At 72.4% G+C, this 16826-nt stretch carries 14 protein-coding genes and 1 tRNA gene; 6 read left to right on the top strand and 9 right to left on the bottom strand.

What is annotated here, in order from left to right; translation table 11 throughout:
• Positions 1-17 precede the first annotated feature (17 nt).
• From thrB to argS, 5 genes are read right to left on the bottom strand one after another with little or no spacing between them, the layout of a single operon-like run.
• Positions 18-920, bottom strand: a complete 903-nt coding sequence (gene thrB, locus IRQ30_RS04855; protein ID WP_193611889.1) for a homoserine kinase — start codon at positions 918-920, stop codon at positions 18-20.
• Positions 920-2020 (bottom strand): threonine synthase, encoded by a 1101-nt coding sequence (gene thrC, locus IRQ30_RS04860; RefSeq protein ID WP_193611890.1) that lies wholly within the window; start codon positions 2018-2020, stop codon positions 920-922. Before thrC ends, thrB begins: the two co-directional genes overlap by 1 nt.
• A complete protein-coding gene (locus tag IRQ30_RS04865; protein ID WP_193607461.1) occupies positions 2017-3324 on the bottom strand; it encodes a homoserine dehydrogenase in 1308 nt (435 codons plus the stop codon). Before IRQ30_RS04865 ends, thrC begins: the two co-directional genes overlap by 4 nt.
• Positions 3321-4718 carry a diaminopimelate decarboxylase gene (gene lysA / locus IRQ30_RS04870; RefSeq protein WP_193611891.1) on the bottom strand — a complete coding sequence of 466 codons (1398 nt, stop codon included), beginning with the start codon at positions 4716-4718 and terminating at the stop codon, positions 3321-3323. Before lysA ends, IRQ30_RS04865 begins: the two co-directional genes overlap by 4 nt.
• Before the next feature lie 4 nt (positions 4719-4722).
• Positions 4723-6378, bottom strand: a complete 1656-nt coding sequence (argS, locus tag IRQ30_RS04875; RefSeq protein WP_193611892.1) for an arginine--tRNA ligase — start codon at positions 6376-6378, stop codon at positions 4723-4725.
• Positions 6379-6502: 124 nt separating this feature from the next.
• On the opposite strand from argS, the gene IRQ30_RS04880 reads away from it, so the two are divergent.
• Positions 6503-6575: transfer RNA gene (locus tag IRQ30_RS04880), tRNA-Arg, on the top strand.
• Positions 6576-7147: 572 nt separating this feature from the next.
• Here the strand turns inward: IRQ30_RS04880 and IRQ30_RS04885 are convergent.
• Entirely contained in the window at positions 7148-8041 is an 894-nt protein-coding gene (locus IRQ30_RS04885; RefSeq protein ID WP_193611893.1) for an LCP family protein, read from the bottom strand.
• On the bottom strand, positions 8038-8595 hold the full coding sequence (locus tag IRQ30_RS04890) for a hypothetical protein (protein WP_193611894.1): 558 nt from the start codon (positions 8593-8595) through the stop codon (positions 8038-8040). Before IRQ30_RS04890 ends, IRQ30_RS04885 begins: the two co-directional genes overlap by 4 nt.
• A 326-nt stretch (positions 8596-8921) precedes the next feature.
• Between IRQ30_RS04890 and IRQ30_RS04895 the strand changes: the two genes are divergently transcribed.
• The 3 genes from IRQ30_RS04895 to IRQ30_RS04905 are packed head-to-tail and all read left to right on the top strand — an operon-like array spanning position 8922 to position 13488.
• Complete coding sequence (locus tag IRQ30_RS04895; RefSeq protein WP_420827594.1) at positions 8922-12641, top strand: multifunctional oxoglutarate decarboxylase/oxoglutarate dehydrogenase thiamine pyrophosphate-binding subunit/dihydrolipoyllysine-residue succinyltransferase subunit; 3720 nt, start codon at positions 8922-8924, stop codon at positions 12639-12641.
• Positions 12642-12651: 10 nt separating this feature from the next.
• Positions 12652-12828, top strand: coding sequence for a DUF6104 family protein (locus IRQ30_RS04900; protein ID WP_167736176.1), 177 nt, complete (start codon positions 12652-12654; stop codon positions 12826-12828).
• A gap of 36 nt (positions 12829-12864) precedes the next feature.
• Complete coding sequence (locus tag IRQ30_RS04905) at positions 12865-13488, top strand: acetoacetate decarboxylase family protein (protein ID WP_193611896.1); 624 nt, start codon at positions 12865-12867, stop codon at positions 13486-13488.
• 27 nt (positions 13489-13515) lie between these two features.
• On the opposite strand, the gene IRQ30_RS04910 is transcribed toward IRQ30_RS04905, so the two are convergent.
• The gene (locus IRQ30_RS04910) at positions 13516-14853 is read right to left on the bottom strand and encodes a serine hydroxymethyltransferase (protein ID WP_193611897.1); all 1338 of its coding nucleotides are present in this window, start codon (positions 14851-14853) and stop codon (positions 13516-13518) included.
• 101 nt (positions 14854-14954) lie between these two features.
• Here IRQ30_RS04910 and IRQ30_RS24095 point away from each other — a divergent pair, with 101 nt between their 5' ends.
• Positions 14955-15896: a helix-turn-helix domain-containing protein gene (locus IRQ30_RS24095; protein WP_193611898.1), complete on the top strand. Its 942-nt coding sequence runs from the start codon at positions 14955-14957 to the stop codon at positions 15894-15896.
• Here IRQ30_RS24095 and IRQ30_RS04920 read toward each other — a convergent pair.
• Complete coding sequence (locus IRQ30_RS04920; RefSeq protein WP_193611899.1) at positions 15893-16120, bottom strand: hypothetical protein; 228 nt, start codon at positions 16118-16120, stop codon at positions 15893-15895. The two genes, IRQ30_RS24095 and IRQ30_RS04920, sit on opposite strands and share 4 nt — an antisense overlap.
• 84 nt (positions 16121-16204) lie before the next feature.
• Here IRQ30_RS04920 and IRQ30_RS04925 point away from each other — a divergent pair, with 84 nt between their 5' ends.
• Positions 16205-16825, top strand: coding sequence for a TetR family transcriptional regulator (locus tag IRQ30_RS04925; protein ID WP_193607450.1), 621 nt, complete (start codon positions 16205-16207; stop codon positions 16823-16825).
• The last annotated feature ends 1 nt before the right edge of the window (position 16826 follow it).

Genomic DNA, 16826 nt, shown 5'->3' on the forward strand with positions numbered 1-16826 from the left:
GCCGGCGCCGCGGTCGCTCAGCCCGCCCGTACGCCGTCGTGGTCGACCGCGAGCGGCAGCGCCGCCCAGCCTTCCGGGGCCCGCGCGAGCAGTGCGTCGTCGTCGCCGTCCTCCACCCGGAAGGCGAGGACGGTCGGCCCGGCGCCGGAGACGACCGCCGCCACCCCGTCGGCGCGCAGCGCGTCGACCAGGGCCAGCGACTCCGGCATGGCCGGACGGCGGTAGTCCTGGTGGAGGTAGTCGCGGGTCGCGCGCCAGAGCTGGTCGGGCCGACCGGCCAGCGCGGCCACGAGCAGGGCCGTGCGGCCCGCGTCGGCGGCGGCCTCGGCGTGCGGCACCTGGGCGGGCAGCAGGCCGCGCGCCACCTCGGTGGACACGGCCGTCGGCGGCACGAAGACCACCACGCCGATCGACGCGTCGACCGGCGAGCCGACGGCGTAGAACTCGCCGTCCTCCTGCCCGGAGATCACGAAGCCGCCGTGCGCGGCCGGCGCGACGTTGTCGGGGTGCCCCTCGAGGCGGGCGGCCAGCCCGAAGAGCGCGTCGTCGTCGAGGAGCCGCTCCCCGTCCACCACGAGCGCCCTCGCCAGGGCGAGCCCACCGACGATGGCGGCCGACGACGAGCCGAGCCCGCGGGCGTGCGGGATGACGTTGGTGCAGGACAGGCGGAGCCCTGACGGCTGGCCGCCGCAGGCGTCGAAGGCGGCACGCATCGACCGCACCACGAGGTGAGACTCGTCGAGGGGTACGTCGTCCGCCCCGGCGCCCTGCACCTCCACGACCAGGCCCTCGGCCAGGACCTCGGCCTCCAGCCGGTCACGCAGGTCGAGGGCCAGGCCCAGCGAGTCGTAGCCGGGTCCCAGGTTGGCCGACGTCGCCGGCACCGAGACGCGCACGGCGCCCTCGACGAAGGCCACCATCAGGCGAGACCGGCGGCGCGGGCCGCGGCGAGCACGTCGGCGTCGATCACCGTGTCGACGATGCTCTGGCCGCCGCTGGTGAAGCCCTCGAGCGCGGTGGCGGTGTCCTTGAGGCCGTGGCCGGTGACGGTGACGGCGACGGTCGCGCCGACGTAGCTCTGGCCCTGCGCCAGCTCCTGCAGGAGCCCGGCGACGCCGGCCGCGGAGGCCGGCTCGACGAAGACCCCGTCGTGCGTGGCGAGGTCGCGCTGGGCGGAGAGGATCTGGTCGTCGGTGACCGAGGCGAAGCTGCCGCCGGACTCGTTGCGCGCCGCCTCGGCGAGCTTCCACGAGGCGGGGTTGCCGATCCGGATGGCGGTGGCCTTAGTCTCGGGGTCCGGGAACGGCTCGCCGGTGACCAGCGGGGCGGCGCCCTCGGCCTGGAAGCCGCGCATCACCGGGGTCCTCGTGGCGAGGCCGAGACGGTGGTACTGCGTGTAGCCCAGCCAGTAGGCCGCGATGTTGCCGGCGTTGCCCACCGGCAGCAGGTGGTAGTCGGGCGCGTCGCCGAGGAAGTCGCAGATCTCGAAGGCGGCGGTCTTCTGCCCCTCGAGCCGAGCGGGGTTGACGGAGTTGACCAGCGCGACGGGGTACTCCCAGGCGAGCTGGCGAGCCAGCGCGAGGCAGTGGTCGAAGTTGCCGCGGACCATGATCACCTGGGCGCCGCACACGATCGCCTGCGCCATCTTGCCGGCCGCGATCTTGCCCTCGGGCACGAGCACGAGCGGCTTGAGGCCGGCCTTGGCGGCGTAGGCGGCCATCGAGGCCGAGGTGTTGCCGGTGGAGGCGCAGACCACGGCCTCGGCGCCGTCGGCCTTGGCCACCGAGATCGCGGTCGTCATGCCGCGGTCCTTGAAGGACCCGGTCGGGTTGTTGCCCTCGACCTTGAGCCAGACCTCGGCGCCGGTGAGCCCGGACAGCCACTCGGAGAAGACCAGGGGCGTGCCGCCCTCGCGCAGCGTGACGGCCGGAGTGCCCTCGGGGATCTCCAGCAGCGGGCGGTACTCCTCGATGACGCCGCGCCACTGGTGGGCGCGGGCGGCGGCCGGCTCGGTGCTCACTCGGACGTCCCCTCGACGCGCATCACGGAGGTGACGTCGCGGACGATGTCCATCTCGCGCAGGTGCTCGACGGTGGCGCTCAGCTGGGCGTCGGTGGCCTCGTGGGAGACCACGACCAGCTGGGCGTCGTCGCCGCGACCCTCCTGGCGGACGGTCTGGATGGACACGTCGTGCTCGGCGAAGGCCAGCGCCACCGAGGCGAGCACGCCGGCGCGGTCGTCGACGTCGATCGCGACGTGGTAGCGGGTGCGGGTCTCCCCCATCGGCAGCACCGCCCGGTCCGCGTACGCCGACTCGCCGGCGCCACGGGTGCCGGCGAGGTGGTTGCGGGCCACCGTCACGAGGTCACCCAGCACGGCCGACGCGGTCGGCGCGCCACCGGCGCCCGGGCCGTAGAACATCAGCTGGCCGGCGGCCTCGGACTCCACGAACACCGCGTTGAAGGCCTCGCGCACGCTGGCGAGCGGGTGGGAGCGCGGGATCATCGCGGGGTGCACGCGCACGGCGACGGCGTCGTCGCCGTCGGGGCCGGGGATCAGCTCGGCGATGGCCAGCAGCTTGACCACGCTGTCCATGTCGCGAGCCGACTGCACGTCGGCGGCCGTGACCTCGGAGATGCCCTCGCGGTGCACGTCGGAGGCGGTCACCCGGGAGTGGAACGCGAGCGAGGCGAGGATCGCGGCCTTGGCCGCCGCGTCGAACCCCTCGACGTCGGCGGTCGGGTCGGCCTCGGCGTAGCCGAGCTCCTGGGCCTCCTCGAGCGCCTCGGCGAAGCCCGCGCCGGAGGTGTCCATCTTGTCGAGGATGAAGTTGGTGGTGCCGTTGACGATGCCCAGCACCCGCGTGACGCGGTCACCGGCGAGCGACTCGCGCAGCGGCCGCAGGATCGGGATCGCGCCGGCGACGGCGGCCTCGTAGTAGAGGTCGCGGCCGGCCTTCTCGGCGGCCTCGAAGAGCGTCGGCCCGTCCTCGGCCAGCAGCGCCTTGTTGGCCGTGACGACCGACGCGCCGTGCTCGAGCGCCGAGAGGATCAGCGTCCGGGCGGGCTCGATGCCGCCGATCACCTCGACGACGAGGTCGACGTCGTCGCGCGCGACCAGGCCCTCCGCGTCGGTCGTGAGGAGGCCCGCAGGCACCTCGACCTCCCGCGGCGCGTCGATCCGGCGCACGGCGACCCCGGCGAGCTCGACGGGCCTGCCGATGCGGGCCGCGAGGTCGCCGGACTGCTCCTGGAGCAGCCGCACCACCTGCGAGCCCACCGAGCCGCAGCCGAGCACGGCCACCTTCAGTGGCTTGTCATTCATGAAGCACCCATGTCCGTTGCCAACAAGTCGTCCTCAGTCTCGCGCCGCACGACCACGCGTGCGACCCCGTCCCGCACCGCGATCACCGGCGGCCGCAGGGCGTGGTTGTAGTTGGACGCCATCGACCGGCAGTAGGCGCCGGTGCCGGGGACGGCCAGTAGATCACCGGGAGCGACGTCCGCGGGCAGGAACTCGTCCTTCACCACGATGTCGCCGGCCTCGCAGTGCTTGCCCACGACCCGCGTCAGGATCGGCGGCGCGTCGGAGGCGCGCGAGGCGAGCGTGCAGGAGTAGTCAGCGTCGTAGAGGGCGGTGCGGATGTTGTCGCTCATCCCGCCGTCGACCGAGACGTAGGTCCGGACCGCTCCCCCGTCGAGCGCGACCGGCTTGACGGTGCCCACGGTGTAGAGGGTGCACATGGCGGGGCCCACGATGGCGCGGCCCGGCTCGATCGAGAGCCGCGGGCGCTCGATCCCGAGCGCGCGGCACTCGTGCGCGACGATCTCGCTCATCTCGGCGGCGAGCGTGGCCGGCTCGGACGGGTCGTCCTGGGTCGTGTAGGCGATGCCGAAGCCGCCGCCGAGGTCCATCTCCGGCATCGTCACACCGAGCTCGCTCCCCACGCGGGCGTGCAGGGCCAGCACCCGTCGGGCGGCGACCTCGAAGCCCGAGGAGTCGAAGATCTGGCTGCCGATGTGGGAGTGCAGGCCGCGCAGCTCGAGCCCGTCGGCGGCGACCACGCGCCGTACGGCCTCGAGGGCGTCGCCGGAGGTGATCGAGAAGCCGAACTTCTGGTCCTCGTGGGCCGTCGCGATGTACTCGTGGGTGTGCGCCTCCACGCCCGCCGTGACCCGCACCATCACGGAGGCGGTCGTGCCGAGGTCGGCGGTGAGCTGGGCGAGCCGCTCGATCTCCACGAAGGAGTCGACCACGATCCGCCCGACACCGGCCGTGACCGCGCGGCGCAGGTCGGGGTAGCTCTTGTTGTTGCCGTGGTAGCCGATGCGGGCCGGGTCGAAGCCCGCGCGCAGCGCGACCGTCAGCTCGCCCGACGAGCACACGTCGAGGCTGAGCCCCTCGTCGGCCACCCACGCGGCGACGGTGGTGCAGAGGAACGCCTTGCCGGCGTAGTAGACGTCGTAGTCCGCGAACGCATCGCGGAAGGCGCGCGCCCGGGCCCGGAAGTCCTCCTCGTCGAGGACGTACGCCGGGGTGTTGAACTCCGCGGCCAGGTCGGCCAGTGCCACCCCGCCCACGGTCAGGTCGCCGTCGGTCTTGGTGGCCGTGCCCGACCACAGCGACGGCACCAGCGCGTTGGGGTCGGCCGGCTCCCGGAGCCACGCTGGCCCGCGCAGGGCGCCGGGCGCGTGCGCCCAGCCGGCTTCGTGGGTCACCGGATCACATCCGCTCGGGCGCCGAGACGCCCAGCAGCGCGAGACCGTTGGCGAACACGACCCGCGTGGCGGCGACCAGCGCCAGCCGTGCGCGGTGCAGCTCGTTGGGCTCCTCGTCGCCCATGGGCAGCACCCGGCAGCTGTCGTAGAAGCGGTGGTAGATGCCCGCGGTGTCCTCGAGGTAGCGCGCCACCCGGTGCGGCTCGCGCAGCTCGGCGGCGCTCGCCACCACGCGTGGGAGCTCGGCGAGGGCGCGCAGCAGCTCGCCCTCCTTCTCGTGGGTGAGCAGCCCCATCTCCGTGCCGGGCTCCAGGCCCAGGTCGGCGGCGTTGCGCAGGATCGAGGCCACGCGCGCGTGGACGTACTGGACGTAGAAGACCGGGTTGTCGCTGGACTGCTTGGTCATCAGCGCGACGTCGAGGGTGAGCGGCGAGTCGGCCGGGTAGCGCCCCAGGGTGTAGCGCAGCGCGTCGACGCCGATCTCGTCGGTGAGCTCCTCCAGCGTGACCATGGTGCCGGCACGCTTGGAGAGCTTCATCTCCTCGCCGTCCTTCATGATCTTCACCAGCTGGCCGATCAGTACCTGGATGTTGGCCTCGGGGTCGTCTCCCGCGCACGCGGCCATGGCCCGCAGCCGCCCGACGTAGCCGTGGTGGTCGGCGCCCAGCAGGTAGACGCACAGGTCGAAGCCGCGCGCCCGCTTGTTCAGGTAGTACGCCGTGTCGCTCGCGAAGTAGGTGAGCTCGCCGTTGGACCGGATGAGCACCCGGTCCTTGTCGTCGCCGAAGTCGGTCGTGCGCATCCACACGGCACCGTCGGCCTCGAAGACGTGGCCCTTCTCGGTCAGCGAGCGCAGGGTGTCGGCGACCGACTCGCTGTCGTGCAGCGAGCGCTCGGAGAACCAGGTCTCGAACTCGGTGCGGAAGGTGCGCAGCTGCTCCTGCTGCTCGGTCAGCTGGGCGGCGTACCCGGCCTCGCGGAACGCGACGAGGCGCTCCCCCTCCGGCAGCTCCACCAGGTGCGGGTCGGCGGCGACCAGGCGCTGGGCCAGGTCGACGACGTAGCCGCCCTGGTAGCCGCCCTCGGGGATCGGCTGTCCGAGCGCGGCGGCCTCCAGGGAGGCCCCGAACAGGTCCATCTGGTTGCCGCGGTCGTTGATGTAGAACTCGCGGTCGACCTGGGCGCCGGCCGCCGCCAGCACCCGGGCCAGGGCGTCGCCCACCGCCGCCCACCGGGTGTGGCCGAGGTGCAGCGGCCCGGTGGGGTTGGCGGAGATGAACTCGACGTTGATGCGCTGTCCGGCGAGCGTCTCGTTGTGCCCGTAGAGGTCGCCGGCGGCGAGGACGTCGAGGGCCACCTGACCCTGTGCGCCGGCCTCGACGCTGATGTTGAGGAAGCCCGGTCCGGCGATCTCGACGCCGCCGACCCCGTCGACCTCCGTCAGCCGCTGGGCCACCAGCTCGGCGAACGCACGCGGGTTCATCCCGGCCTTCTTGCCCAGCTGCATCGCGACGTTCGTGGCGTAGTCGCCGTGCCCCTTCTGCCGGGGTCGCTCCACCGTCACCGTCGTCGGGACGCCGTCCGGGAGGGTGATCGCACCCTCGGTGGACAGCGTCGTCAGCACGTCGACGATCGCGGAGGACAGCTGCTCAGGAGTCACCCCGGAAGCCTATCGGCGCAGGGCGCGCCTCCCCGCATCGATATCTGCGGTGGGACCCGGAGGCCGAGTGCAGTGACGGGGCCCGTCGGTTGTAGGGTGGGCGCCGCCTCGCTCGCGGGGCGACGCCTCCGTAGCTCAGGGGATAGAGCACTGGTTTCCGGTACCAGGTGCCGCAGGTTCGAATCCTGCCGGGGGCACACACTTATCGGCATCGAATCTGGGTCTCTTGCGTGGCTCGGGTGTGGCCCGCGCGCTAGCAGCCCGGGGCCTGCCTATCGGTCACCTACGTCGGCAGTTCGCGCCTGACGCCGACGTCTCCACGCTTGGCGGGCCTGGTGTGGTGACCAACTGCCGACGCTGAGTGCCGTTCGTGGCACCACCAGTCACAGCAGCCCCGATAACCTCACCAGCGGAGGGTGCCGCGCATTGCGCGGGCGGCGCGGCGAAGCCGTGTCCGCCCCGTGCGCCGTCAAGCCGGTCGAGAGAGGCTCCGGGTCAAGGACGGCGAAGCCGCCGCGAAGCGGGCGCCGCAGGCGATCCTTGACGCGGAGACGCGACCGGCTACGCGCGCGGCACCCCAGTCCGGCCCCGAGGAGACAGCCAGAGGTGCGGGGGTCTCGACGGCCGCTCGTCGCTGACGCTCCTCACTGCTCGACCACCGGATGGGTGCGGCGATGTGGTTTCGAGGCTCGCTTCGCTCGCACCTCAACCACCGTGGTGGCGGGGTGGTTTCGAGGCTCGCTGCGCTCGCACCTCAACCACCGACCTGTCAGCACTTGTCGATGGTGGCGTCCTTGCGGGCCTGGTCGCCGTAGCGGCGGGCCTGGTCGACGTAGGGGAGGACGACGCTGGCGCCGCCGACGTCGCCGATGCCGCCCTGGACGACGCAGGAGGTGATCTTGCGGGGGTCGACCTGGGCGACGGCCTGGGCGAGGCGGAAGAGCTCGGAGGGTGGGAGGTCGGTGTGGAGGTGCTTCATCGCCGTGAGGACGCCACGCTCGATGAAGCCGGGACGACGGGCGTTCTTGCGGATGGTGCCGTGGATGCCGCGCAGGACCCGCTGCTGGTTGGCGGAGCGGTCGAAGTCACCGCCGGGCAGCGTCTTGCGGATGCGGGCGAACGCCATCGCGCCGTAGCCGTCGAGGTGGATGCGCCCGGCCTTGAAGCCGTTGGACTTCAGGTTGGAGTCGGAGAAGAAGCGCGGGTTGCGCACGTGGATCCCGCCGATCTCGTCGACCATGTCCTCGAAGAACGGGAAGCGGGTGACGAAGACGTACTCCGGCTGGATGCCGACGAGGTCGCCGACCGTCCTGCCCAGGAGCTGGGGCCCGCCGTAGTAGAGGGCGGCGTTGACGCGGTCCGATCCCCGGCCTGGGATCGGCACGTAGGAGTCGCGCGGGATGCCGATGGTCGTGGCCGCTCCGGTCTTCGTGTCAAGGCCGATCAGCTGGAGGGCGTCGCCGCGGGTGCGCAGCATGTCCTCGCCCGGTCGCGCGTCGGAGCCGACGGCCAGGATCCAGATGACGTCGCCGTAGTCGATGCCCTGGGCCCGGTCGACCTTCACCAGCGCCGCCTGGGTGGCGGCCACCGTGGAGTTGGGGACGACCAGGGCCGCCACCACCAGCACCAGGCCGAGGGTCAGCGTGCGGACGAGGCGCCTCATCGGACCACTCCCCTGTCGACGTCGTAGCCGACGACCTTCCAGGCACCGTCGGCCCGGGTGAGGAAGAGGCGCCCGCGGACGCGGTCGGTGCGCTGCACGTCGCCCTCGAGGTCCATGGCCAGCACGAAGCGCGCGGTGACGGCGACGGCCCGCTTCCGGGTGGCCAGGGCGTCGACGACGACCTGGCGGCGTACGGCGACGACGTCGTCGACGCGGGACCCGACCTGCTGGTTGCTCATCAGCCGCGCGTCCGCGCGGGCGTCGGCGGCGGCACCCTTGGTGAAGCCGGGGTAGGCGCCGGCGAAGTCGGTCCGCGGGAAGTCGCCGAGGTAGGCGGCGTCGATCCAGGCGTCGACCACGCCGGTGACCGTCTCCTGCAGCCGGGCCCGCTCGGGTCGGCCCAGCCTGCCGACGACGGTGCCGAGGCGGGCGGTCGTCTCGAGGGGCGCCGCGGCCTCGGGAGCCGGGCTCGAGGCCGGAGTCGGGTCCGCCTCCGGCTCGTCGTCGCCGGAGCACGCGCTCACCGAGGCGGTCAGCGCGAGGGCGACGGCCACCGCGGAGACGCTCCTGGCGGCCCTGCTGGTGACCCTCCGGTGGGCACGGGGTCGAGGTGTGACCATGGTCGAGACGGGTCCTCTCGGGTCGGTGTCGGGGCTCGGGAAGGCGCCACGACGGTAGAACGTGTCCCAGCCTGCCCGAATGGCAGGCCTCGGTCGGGTATTTGCTGGCCAGTGGGTCTAGCCTTGAGGGCACCCACATCCCCGCCCGCTCATCGGAAGAGGCGAAGCAAGTCGTGCCGCAGTCGTCAGGCAACCAGTCCTCAGGCAGCTCCCCCCAGCCCTCGTCGTCCCTGGGGGCGAACGAGTGGCTCGTCGAGGAGATGAGGGAGCGATACACCGCGGATCCGGGGTCGGTCGACCCCACGTGGGCCGACTACTTCAAGAGCAACGGCGCCGGCGCCCCGGCGAACGGCGCCAGCAACGGCGCCGCGACGAAGGCCCCGGCGAAGCCCGCCGCGGAGAAGCCCTCGGCGCCCGCTCCGCGCCAGCCCTCCGACGAGCCGAAGGACCAGCAGGCCGCGCCTGCGAAGAAGCCGGCCGAGAAGCCCGCTGACAAGCCGGCCGACAAGGGTGGCGAGTCCAAGCCGGCCCCGGTCGCCAAGCCGCGTCCCGACTCCAAGGCCGCCGAGCCCGCCAAGGGCACCAGCGAGCCGATGCCCAAGGAGTCGCGCCCCACCGCGCCCGCCGCGGCCAGCGACGAGCCGACGTACACCGTGCTGCGCGGCGCGCCGGCCCGCACCGCCGCCAACATGGACGCCTCGCTCACCGTCCCGACCGCCACGTCCGTGCGCTCGGTCCCGGTCAAGCTCCTCTGGGACAACCGCACCGTCATCAACAACCACCTCGCCCGCGCCCGCGGCGGCAAGGTCTCCTTCACGCACCTCATCGGCTACGCGCTGGTGCGCGCGGTGCGCTCCATGCCGGAGATGAACAGCGGCTTCGAGACCCGCGACGGCAAGCCCAACCTGATCACCCCCGCCCACATCAACCTCGGTCTCGCCATCGACGTCCCGAAGCCCGACGGCTCCCGTCAGCTGCTCGTGCCCAGCATCAAGGCCACGGAGACGATGGACTTCGCGGCGTTCTGGACCGCCTACGAGGAGGTCGTGCGCAAGGCGCGCGACAACAAGCTCGCCGTCACCGACTTCCAGGGCACCTCGATCTCGCTGACCAACCCCGGCGGCATCGGCACCGTCCACTCCGTGCCGCGACTGATGGCCGGGCAGGGCGCGATCATCGGCGTCGGCGCGATGGAGTTCCCGGCCGAGTGGCAGGGGGCCTCGGACGAGGCGATCGCCCGCAACGGCATCAGCAAGGTCATGACCCTGACCTCGACCTACGACCACCGGGTCATCCAGGGCGCCCAGTCGGGCGAGTTCCTCAAGCGCATGCACCAGCTGCTGCTCGGCGAGGACGACTTCTACGACGACATCTTCCGCTCGCTGCGGATCCCCTACGAGCCGATCCGCTGGGGCAAGGACATCTCGACGTCCCACGACGACGAGATCAGCAAGCAGGCCCGGATCCTCGAGCTGATCCATGCCTACCGCGTGCGCGGCCACATGATGGCCGACACCGACCCGCTCGAGTACCGCCAGCGCAGCCACCCCGACCTCGAGATCGAGTCGCACGGGCTGACCCTGTGGGACCTCGACCGCGAGTTCGCCACGGGCTCCTTCGGGGGCGAGGGTCGCCGCTTCATGAAGCTGCGCCAGATCCTCGGCATCCTGCGTGACTCCTACTGCCGCACCACCGGCATCGAGTACATGCACATCATGGACCCCGAGCAGCGCCGCTGGATCCAGGAGCGCGTGGAGCAGCCGCACACGAAGCCGCCCCGCGAGGAGCAGCTGCGGATCATGCTCAAGCTCAACCAGGCCGAGGCGTTCGAGACGTTCCTGCAGACCAAGTTCGTCGGTCAGAAGCGCTTCAGCCTCGAGGGCGGCGAGACCACGGTCCCGGTCCTCGACGAGATCTGCGAGGCCGCGGCCGAGGCCGACCTCGACGAGGTCACGATCGGGATGGCCCACCGCGGCCGCCTCAACGTGCTGGCCAACATCGTCGGCAAGAAGTACTCCCAGATCTTCCGCGAGTTCGAGGGCAACATCGACCCGCGCACGGTCCAGGGCTCCGGCGACGTGAAGTACCACCTCGGCGCCGAGGGCGAGTTCGAGTCCGGTGGCGGTGCCACCATCAAGGTCTCCGTCGCGGCCAACCCCTCTCACCTCGAGGCCGTCGACCCGGTGCTCGAGGGCATCGCGCGCGCCAAGCAGGACGTGCTCGACCGCGGCGCGGCCTACCCCGTGCTGCCGCTGCTCGTCCACGGCGACGCGGCCTTCGCGGGCCAGGGCGTCGTCGCCGAGACGCTCAACCTCAGCCAGCTGCGCGGCTACCGCACCGGCGGCACGATCCACCTGGTCGTCAACAACCAGGTCGGGTTCACCACCTCCCCCGGCTCGTCGCGCTCCTCGCTCTACTGCACCGACGTCGCGCGGATGGTCCAGGCGCCGATCTTCCACGTCAACGGCGACGACCCGGAGGCGTGCATCCGGGTCGCCCGGCTCGCCTTCGAGTACCGCCAGGCCTTCAACAAGGACGTCGTCATCGACCTCGTCTGCTACCGCCGCCGCGGTCACAACGAGGGCGACGACCCGTCGTACACGCAGCCCCTCATGTACGACCTGATCGAGCAGAAGCGGTCGGTCCGCAAGCTCTACACCGAGTCCCTGATCGGTCGTGGCGACATCACGATCGAGGAGGCCGAGCAGGTCCTGCGCGACTACCAGCAGCAGCTGGAGCGCGTCTTCACCGAGGTGCGCGAGGCCAGCAGCCAGCCCTCGGAGTGGACGACCGTGCCCGACTACCCGGACAAGCCGGCCGGCGAGACCGGGACCGCCATCCCGATGGAGGCGCTCAAGCGCATCGCCGACGCCTACGTCACGCCGCCCGACGGCTTCACCGTGCACCCCAAGGTGATGCCGCAGCTGCAGCGCCGCGCCACCGCGATCACCGAGGGCCCCATCGACTGGGGCACCGGCGAGATCCTCGCGTTCGGCGCGCTGCTCATGGACGGGCGGCCGGTCCGGCTGGCCGGACAGGACTCGCGGCGCGGCACGTTCGTGTCCCGCTTCGCGACGATCATCGACCGCAAGAACGCCGACGAGTGGACCCCGCTCTCCTCGCTGACCGAGGACCAGGGCCGCTTCTACGTCTACGACTCGCTGCTCTCCGAGTACGCCGCCCTCGGCTTCGAGTACGGCTACTCCGTCGCGCGCCCCGAGGCGCTGGTGCTGTGGGAGGCTCAGTTCGGCGACTTCGTCAACGGCGCCCAGACGGTCATCGACGAGTTCATCTCCTCGGGCGAGACCAAGTGGCGCCAGGAGTCGGGCGTGGTGCTGCTGCTGCCCCACGGCTACGAGGGCCAGGGCCCCGACCACTCCTCGGCCCGCATCGAGCGCTTCATGACGATGGCGGCCGACGACGCGTTCGTGGTGGCCCAGCCGTCCACGCCGGCGTCGTACTTCCACCTGCTGCGCAGGCACTCGCTCGGTGAGCGGCACCGCCCACTGATCGTCTTCACGCCGAAGTCGATGCTCAAGCGCAAGGAGGCGGCCTCGCAGCCGTCCGACTTCACCAGCGGGACGTTCCGCCCGTTCATCGGCGACGACGCCGCCGACCCGGAGAAGGTCGACACCCTGCTGCTGTGCTCGGGCCGCGTCACGTGGGACCTCATGGTCGACCGGGCCAAGCGCGAGAACAACGAGCGCTTCGCGATCGCGCGGGTCGAGCAGCTCTACCCGCGTCCCGTCGACGAGATCAAGGCCGAGATCGCGCGCTACCCCCACCTCAAGGAGGTGCGCTGGGTGCAGGACGAGCCGAGCAACATGGGCCCGTGGCCGCACTACGCGCTCAACGTGTGGCACGAGGTCGACGCCCACGTGGTCCCCGTGACCCGCGAGGCGTCCAGCTCGCCGTCCGTCGGCACCGTCAAGCGCCACGCCGCCGAGCAGAAGGACCTGCTCGACAGGGCCTTCGCCTGACGGGTCGTCGATGTACTTCACGGACCGTGGCATCGAGGAGCTCGAGAAGCGCCGGGGTGACGAGGACGTCACCCTGGCGTGGCTCGCCGAGCGCCTGCAGGAGTTCACCGACATCCACCCGGAGTTCGAGACCGCGGTGGAGCGCTTCGCCACGTGGCTGGCGCGCCTCGACGACCCCGACGACTGACCGCGTCACCGGCGACGGGTCGCCTAGGGTGCACCCATGACGGAGCACACCGGCGAGACCCGGCTCTACCCCGCGGCCCCCTGGCACATGGTCGGCTCGCTGTGGCTGACGCTGTTCAAGGTGCGTGAGGACGTCGACGCCTCCCGCCCCGCGGGCGTCTACGGCGCCGCCTTCGTCAGCTACGAGGAGGGCAGCCCGCTGACCTACTCCGAGCTGCTGGTGGCGCGCTCGACGGGCAAGACGCACGGCGGTCGGGTGTCCATCACCGACATCTGGGTCGACTCCCCCGCCTCGGTCGCCGGCGGGCGGGAGCTGTGGGCGATCCCGAAGGACCTGTGCGACTTCACCTTCGAGAGCAGGCACACCGGTCCCCTCTCGCGCACCTCGTGGTCCGCGAGCCTCGAGCGGCGCCCGATCGCGTCGGCGCGCTTCACCGACGTCTCCCGTGCCGCCGTACGGGTGCCCTTCAAGGGCGGCACCTGGCAGCCCGAGCTTCCCGAGGGCGGCGGCGAGAAGACCGCGGACCTGAAGGGCTCAGCCAAGGCCCTGCCGTGCCGCGGACGCTGGGACTTCGCGCCCGACGGTCCGCTCGGCTGGCTGACGGGTGCGCGTCCGCTCGCCTCGGCCCGGATGTCGGGCTTCCGCATGTCCTTCGGCTGAGCCGACGGTCAGCCCGCGGTTGTCACGTCACGCGGGCGGGTCCGCGGTGAAGTGGACGCCGTCGAACTGCGCACGCCAGGCGGTGACCTCGGGGCCGACCGAGGACGGGTCCACCGTGGGGTCGAGGCCGCGGGCGACGAAGCCGGCCAGGTCGGCCATGTCGGCGCCGGTCATGCCGAGCCGGGCGACCTCCGGCGTGCCGAGCCGCAGCCCGTTGGTGTCTCCGGGCACCTCGTCGGTGGGCAGCCCGATGCCGCAGGCCAGCAGGTTGGCCTGCCGCAGCCGCTGGGCCGCGGCCTGCCCGCCGCCGTACGACGCGGCGAGGACGCCGACCATGTGGGAGCGCGTGTGGCCGTCGGCACCGACGAAGACCGGGACACCGCCGGCGGCCAGCCCGTCGGCCAGCGCGGCCGCGGTCTCGACCATCATCGCGGCGTACGCCGGCCCGGCGGCCTGCCAGTCGACCATCGTCGCCGCCAGCGCCGCGGCCTTGCCGGCGTCGAAGTTGGCGGTCAGGCCGGGGTAGGCGACGGCGTCGAGGCGCTGCGCGAGGTCGGCCTCGTTGGTCACGATCAGGCCGCCCGGAGGGCCGCCGAGGCTCTTGTAGGTGCTCATCGTCATCAGGTGCGCGCCCTCGGCGAGCGGGTTGGGCCAGGCACCACCGGCGACGAGCCCACACACGTGCGCGGCGTCGAAGAGCACCTTGGCGCCCACCTCGTCGGCGATCTCGCGCACCGCCGCCACCGGGTGGGGGTAGAGGTTCATGCTCGCGCCGAGCGTGATGAGCGCCGGTCGGGTCTCGTGCGCCAGGTCGCGCAGCCGGTCGACGTCGACGGTGAACCGCGCCGCGTCGACGGGCGCGGACACCGTGCGCAGCCGGTACATGCCGGCCGAGCCGCCGGCGTGGTGCGTCACGTGGCCGCCGATGCTCGGCGGCGGGGCGATGATCGTGTCCCCCGGCTCGCAGGTCACCAGGAAGGCGTAGAGGTTCGCGATCGCGCCCGACGGCACCCGGATCTCGGCGTACGACGCCCCGAAGACCTCCGCCGCGAGCTCGGCCGCCAGCACCTCGATGCGCTCGATCGCCTCGAGGCCGGTCTCGTACTTAGCGCCCGGGTAGCCCAAGGAGGCGCGCGAGCCGAGGCGCGCGGCGAGCATCGCCTCCGCCCGGGGGTTCATCAGGTTCGTCGCAGGGTTGAGGTTGAGCGTCTCCACGTTGTGGATGCGGTCGTTCTCGGCGATGAGGTGGTCGAGCTCGGAGAGCAGGTCGGCCGGCGACGCGGCCGACGTGCGCTCCGCGATGTCGGAGACGAGGGCCTCGCTGGGGGCCGGGACCCAGGGGCGGTGCTGCAGCGCGCGTGTCATGCGCGCCAACCTAGGTCCGGACCCGACGCCCGCGCACCGGGCTCGTGCACGGACCTGCGGCCCGGCTCTCCTACAGTTGTACGAACGACGAGGGGGGCGCGGTGGTCGCGGGAGACGTGCAGGACCGGCTGGACGCGCTCGCCGACGCCCTCGGGCGCAGCCTCACGCTGGACGCCCCCGACGGGAGCCTCCTGGCCCACAGCATCCGCGGCGACGACAGCGACCGGGCCCGGGTCGCGAGCATCCTGCGCCGCAGCGTCGCCGCCGACGTCCACGCGTGGCAGCTGCGCCACGTCGACACGACGACCGACTCCCTCCAGCGCGTGACCGCCAACGAGGCCCTCGAGCTGTCGGCGCGCCGCTGCCTGCCGGTCCGCTCACGCGGCCGCTGCGTCGCCCTGCTCTGGATGGTCGACGACGCCCGGGCGCTCGACGACGGCGACCTGACCGTCCTCCGTCGGGGAGCGGACGACCTGGCCGCCCTGGTCCCCGACCGAGGGGCCGGCAGGGGCGCCCGGGCACGGGCGCGGGTCGTGGCGACCGCGGACGACCGACCGCCGGTCGTCGTCTCCTCCGACGCCGAGCTCGCCGCGGCCCTCGCCGCCGCGCCCCTCGGTACGCCGGTCGGCGTCAGCGAGCAGGGCGCGCCCGGCGAGGGCGCGGGGGCCGCGCTCGTACGCCAGGCCGTGCTCGCGGCGCGCCTCGCACGGGACGATCCCTCGGTGCCGTCCCCCGCCCACTGGTCGGCCCTGGGCGTCTACCGACGCCTCGACACGGTCGGCGGCCCACCGGACCCGGACCCCCTCGCCGTCCTCGACGCGGCGACGTCGGGGCTGATGCTGCTGGAGACGCTGGAGGCCTACCTCGACCTCGCCGGCGACGTGCGGGCCACGGCCGCGCGCCTGCGGCTGCACCGCAGCAGCCTCTACTACCGCCTCGAACGGCTCGCCACGGTGCTCGACGCCGACCTCGGCGACGGGCTGGTCCGGCTGGACCTCCACCTGGCGCTCAAGCAGCGCCGCTGGGACCGCGCGTCGCGCTAGTCCTGCGGGTCCTCGCGGCCCTGCTCCTCGGCGGCCTTCTGGGACGCGTCCTTGATCTCGTACAGCTCGGTGGCGAAGGCGCCGAGCGCGCCCGCGACCTCCTGCACGGCTCGGGAGACGATGGTCGCCACCTCGCCGGCCGCGACGGCGGCGGCCTTGACGGCGGACTCGATCGCGTCCTTGCCGATCTCCTGGTGGGACAGGTGGTCCGGTCGCTGGCTCATGCCGCCCATTGTCACCCGGCCCGCGCGTCCCACCAACGGCACGTGCCGTGACAGTGCACACATGTCCACTGTTAGGTTGGTGGCGTGACCGTCACCCGGGGCGAACGCAAGGAGCGCACACGGCGCGCGATCCTGGACGCCGCGCTGACCCTCTGCGAGGACAGCTCCCTGGTCGCCCTGTCGCTGCGTCAGGTGGCCAAGGAGGTCGGCATCGTCCCGACCGCGTTCTACCGGCACTTCGACTCGATCGAGGACCTCGGGCTGGCGCTGGTCGACGAGTCGTTCGTGTCGCTGCGCGCGATGCTGCTCGACGTACGCCGCAGCGACCCGGCGTTCGACTACACCATCGACTCCTCCATCGACATCCTGGTCGACCACGTGCGGCGCCAGCGCCAGCACTTCCAGTTCATCGTCCGCGAGCGCGGGGCGGGCCCGCTGAGCGTCCGCACGGCGATCAACCGCGAGATCGAGCTCTGCCAGCAGGAGCTCGCCACCGACCTCGCCCGCCTCCCCGGGACGGCGGACTGGTCGCCGGAGGACCTGCGGATCCTGTCCTCGCTGATCGTGACCGCCATGGTCGCGACCGCCGAGGCCGTCGTCCGCTCCCCCGAGACCCCCGAGGTGGAGAAGCAGATCATGGAGGACGCCCGCGTCCAGCTGCGCATGGTGCTGATCGGCGCGCTCAACTGGCGCTCGAAGCCCTGAG

It is taken from the genome of Nocardioides lijunqiniae, assembly GCF_015024225.1.
Lineage (GTDB): Bacteria > Actinomycetota > Actinomycetes > Propionibacteriales > Nocardioidaceae > Nocardioides > Nocardioides lijunqiniae.

Coding starts and splice junctions, on each gene's coding strand:
- thrB (WP_193611889.1), bottom strand. CDS start 920: ATGGTGGCCTTCGTCGAGGGCGCCGTGCGCGTCTCGGTGCCGGCGACG.
- IRQ30_RS04865 (WP_193607461.1), bottom strand. CDS start 3,324: ATGAATGACAAGCCACTGAAGGTGGCCGTGCTCGGCTGCGGCTCGGTG.
- IRQ30_RS04885 (WP_193611893.1), bottom strand. CDS start 8,041: ATGAGGCGCCTCGTCCGCACGCTGACCCTCGGCCTGGTGCTGGTGGTG.
- IRQ30_RS04895 (WP_420827594.1), top strand. CDS start 8,922: ATGAGGGAGCGATACACCGCGGATCCGGGGTCGGTCGACCCCACGTGG.
- IRQ30_RS04900 (WP_167736176.1), top strand. CDS start 12,652: ATGTACTTCACGGACCGTGGCATCGAGGAGCTCGAGAAGCGCCGGGGT.
- IRQ30_RS04905 (WP_193611896.1), top strand. CDS start 12,865: ATGACGGAGCACACCGGCGAGACCCGGCTCTACCCCGCGGCCCCCTGG.
- IRQ30_RS04910 (WP_193611897.1), bottom strand. CDS start 14,853: ATGACACGCGCGCTGCAGCACCGCCCCTGGGTCCCGGCCCCCAGCGAG.
- IRQ30_RS04920 (WP_193611899.1), bottom strand. CDS start 16,120: ATGAGCCAGCGACCGGACCACCTGTCCCACCAGGAGATCGGCAAGGAC.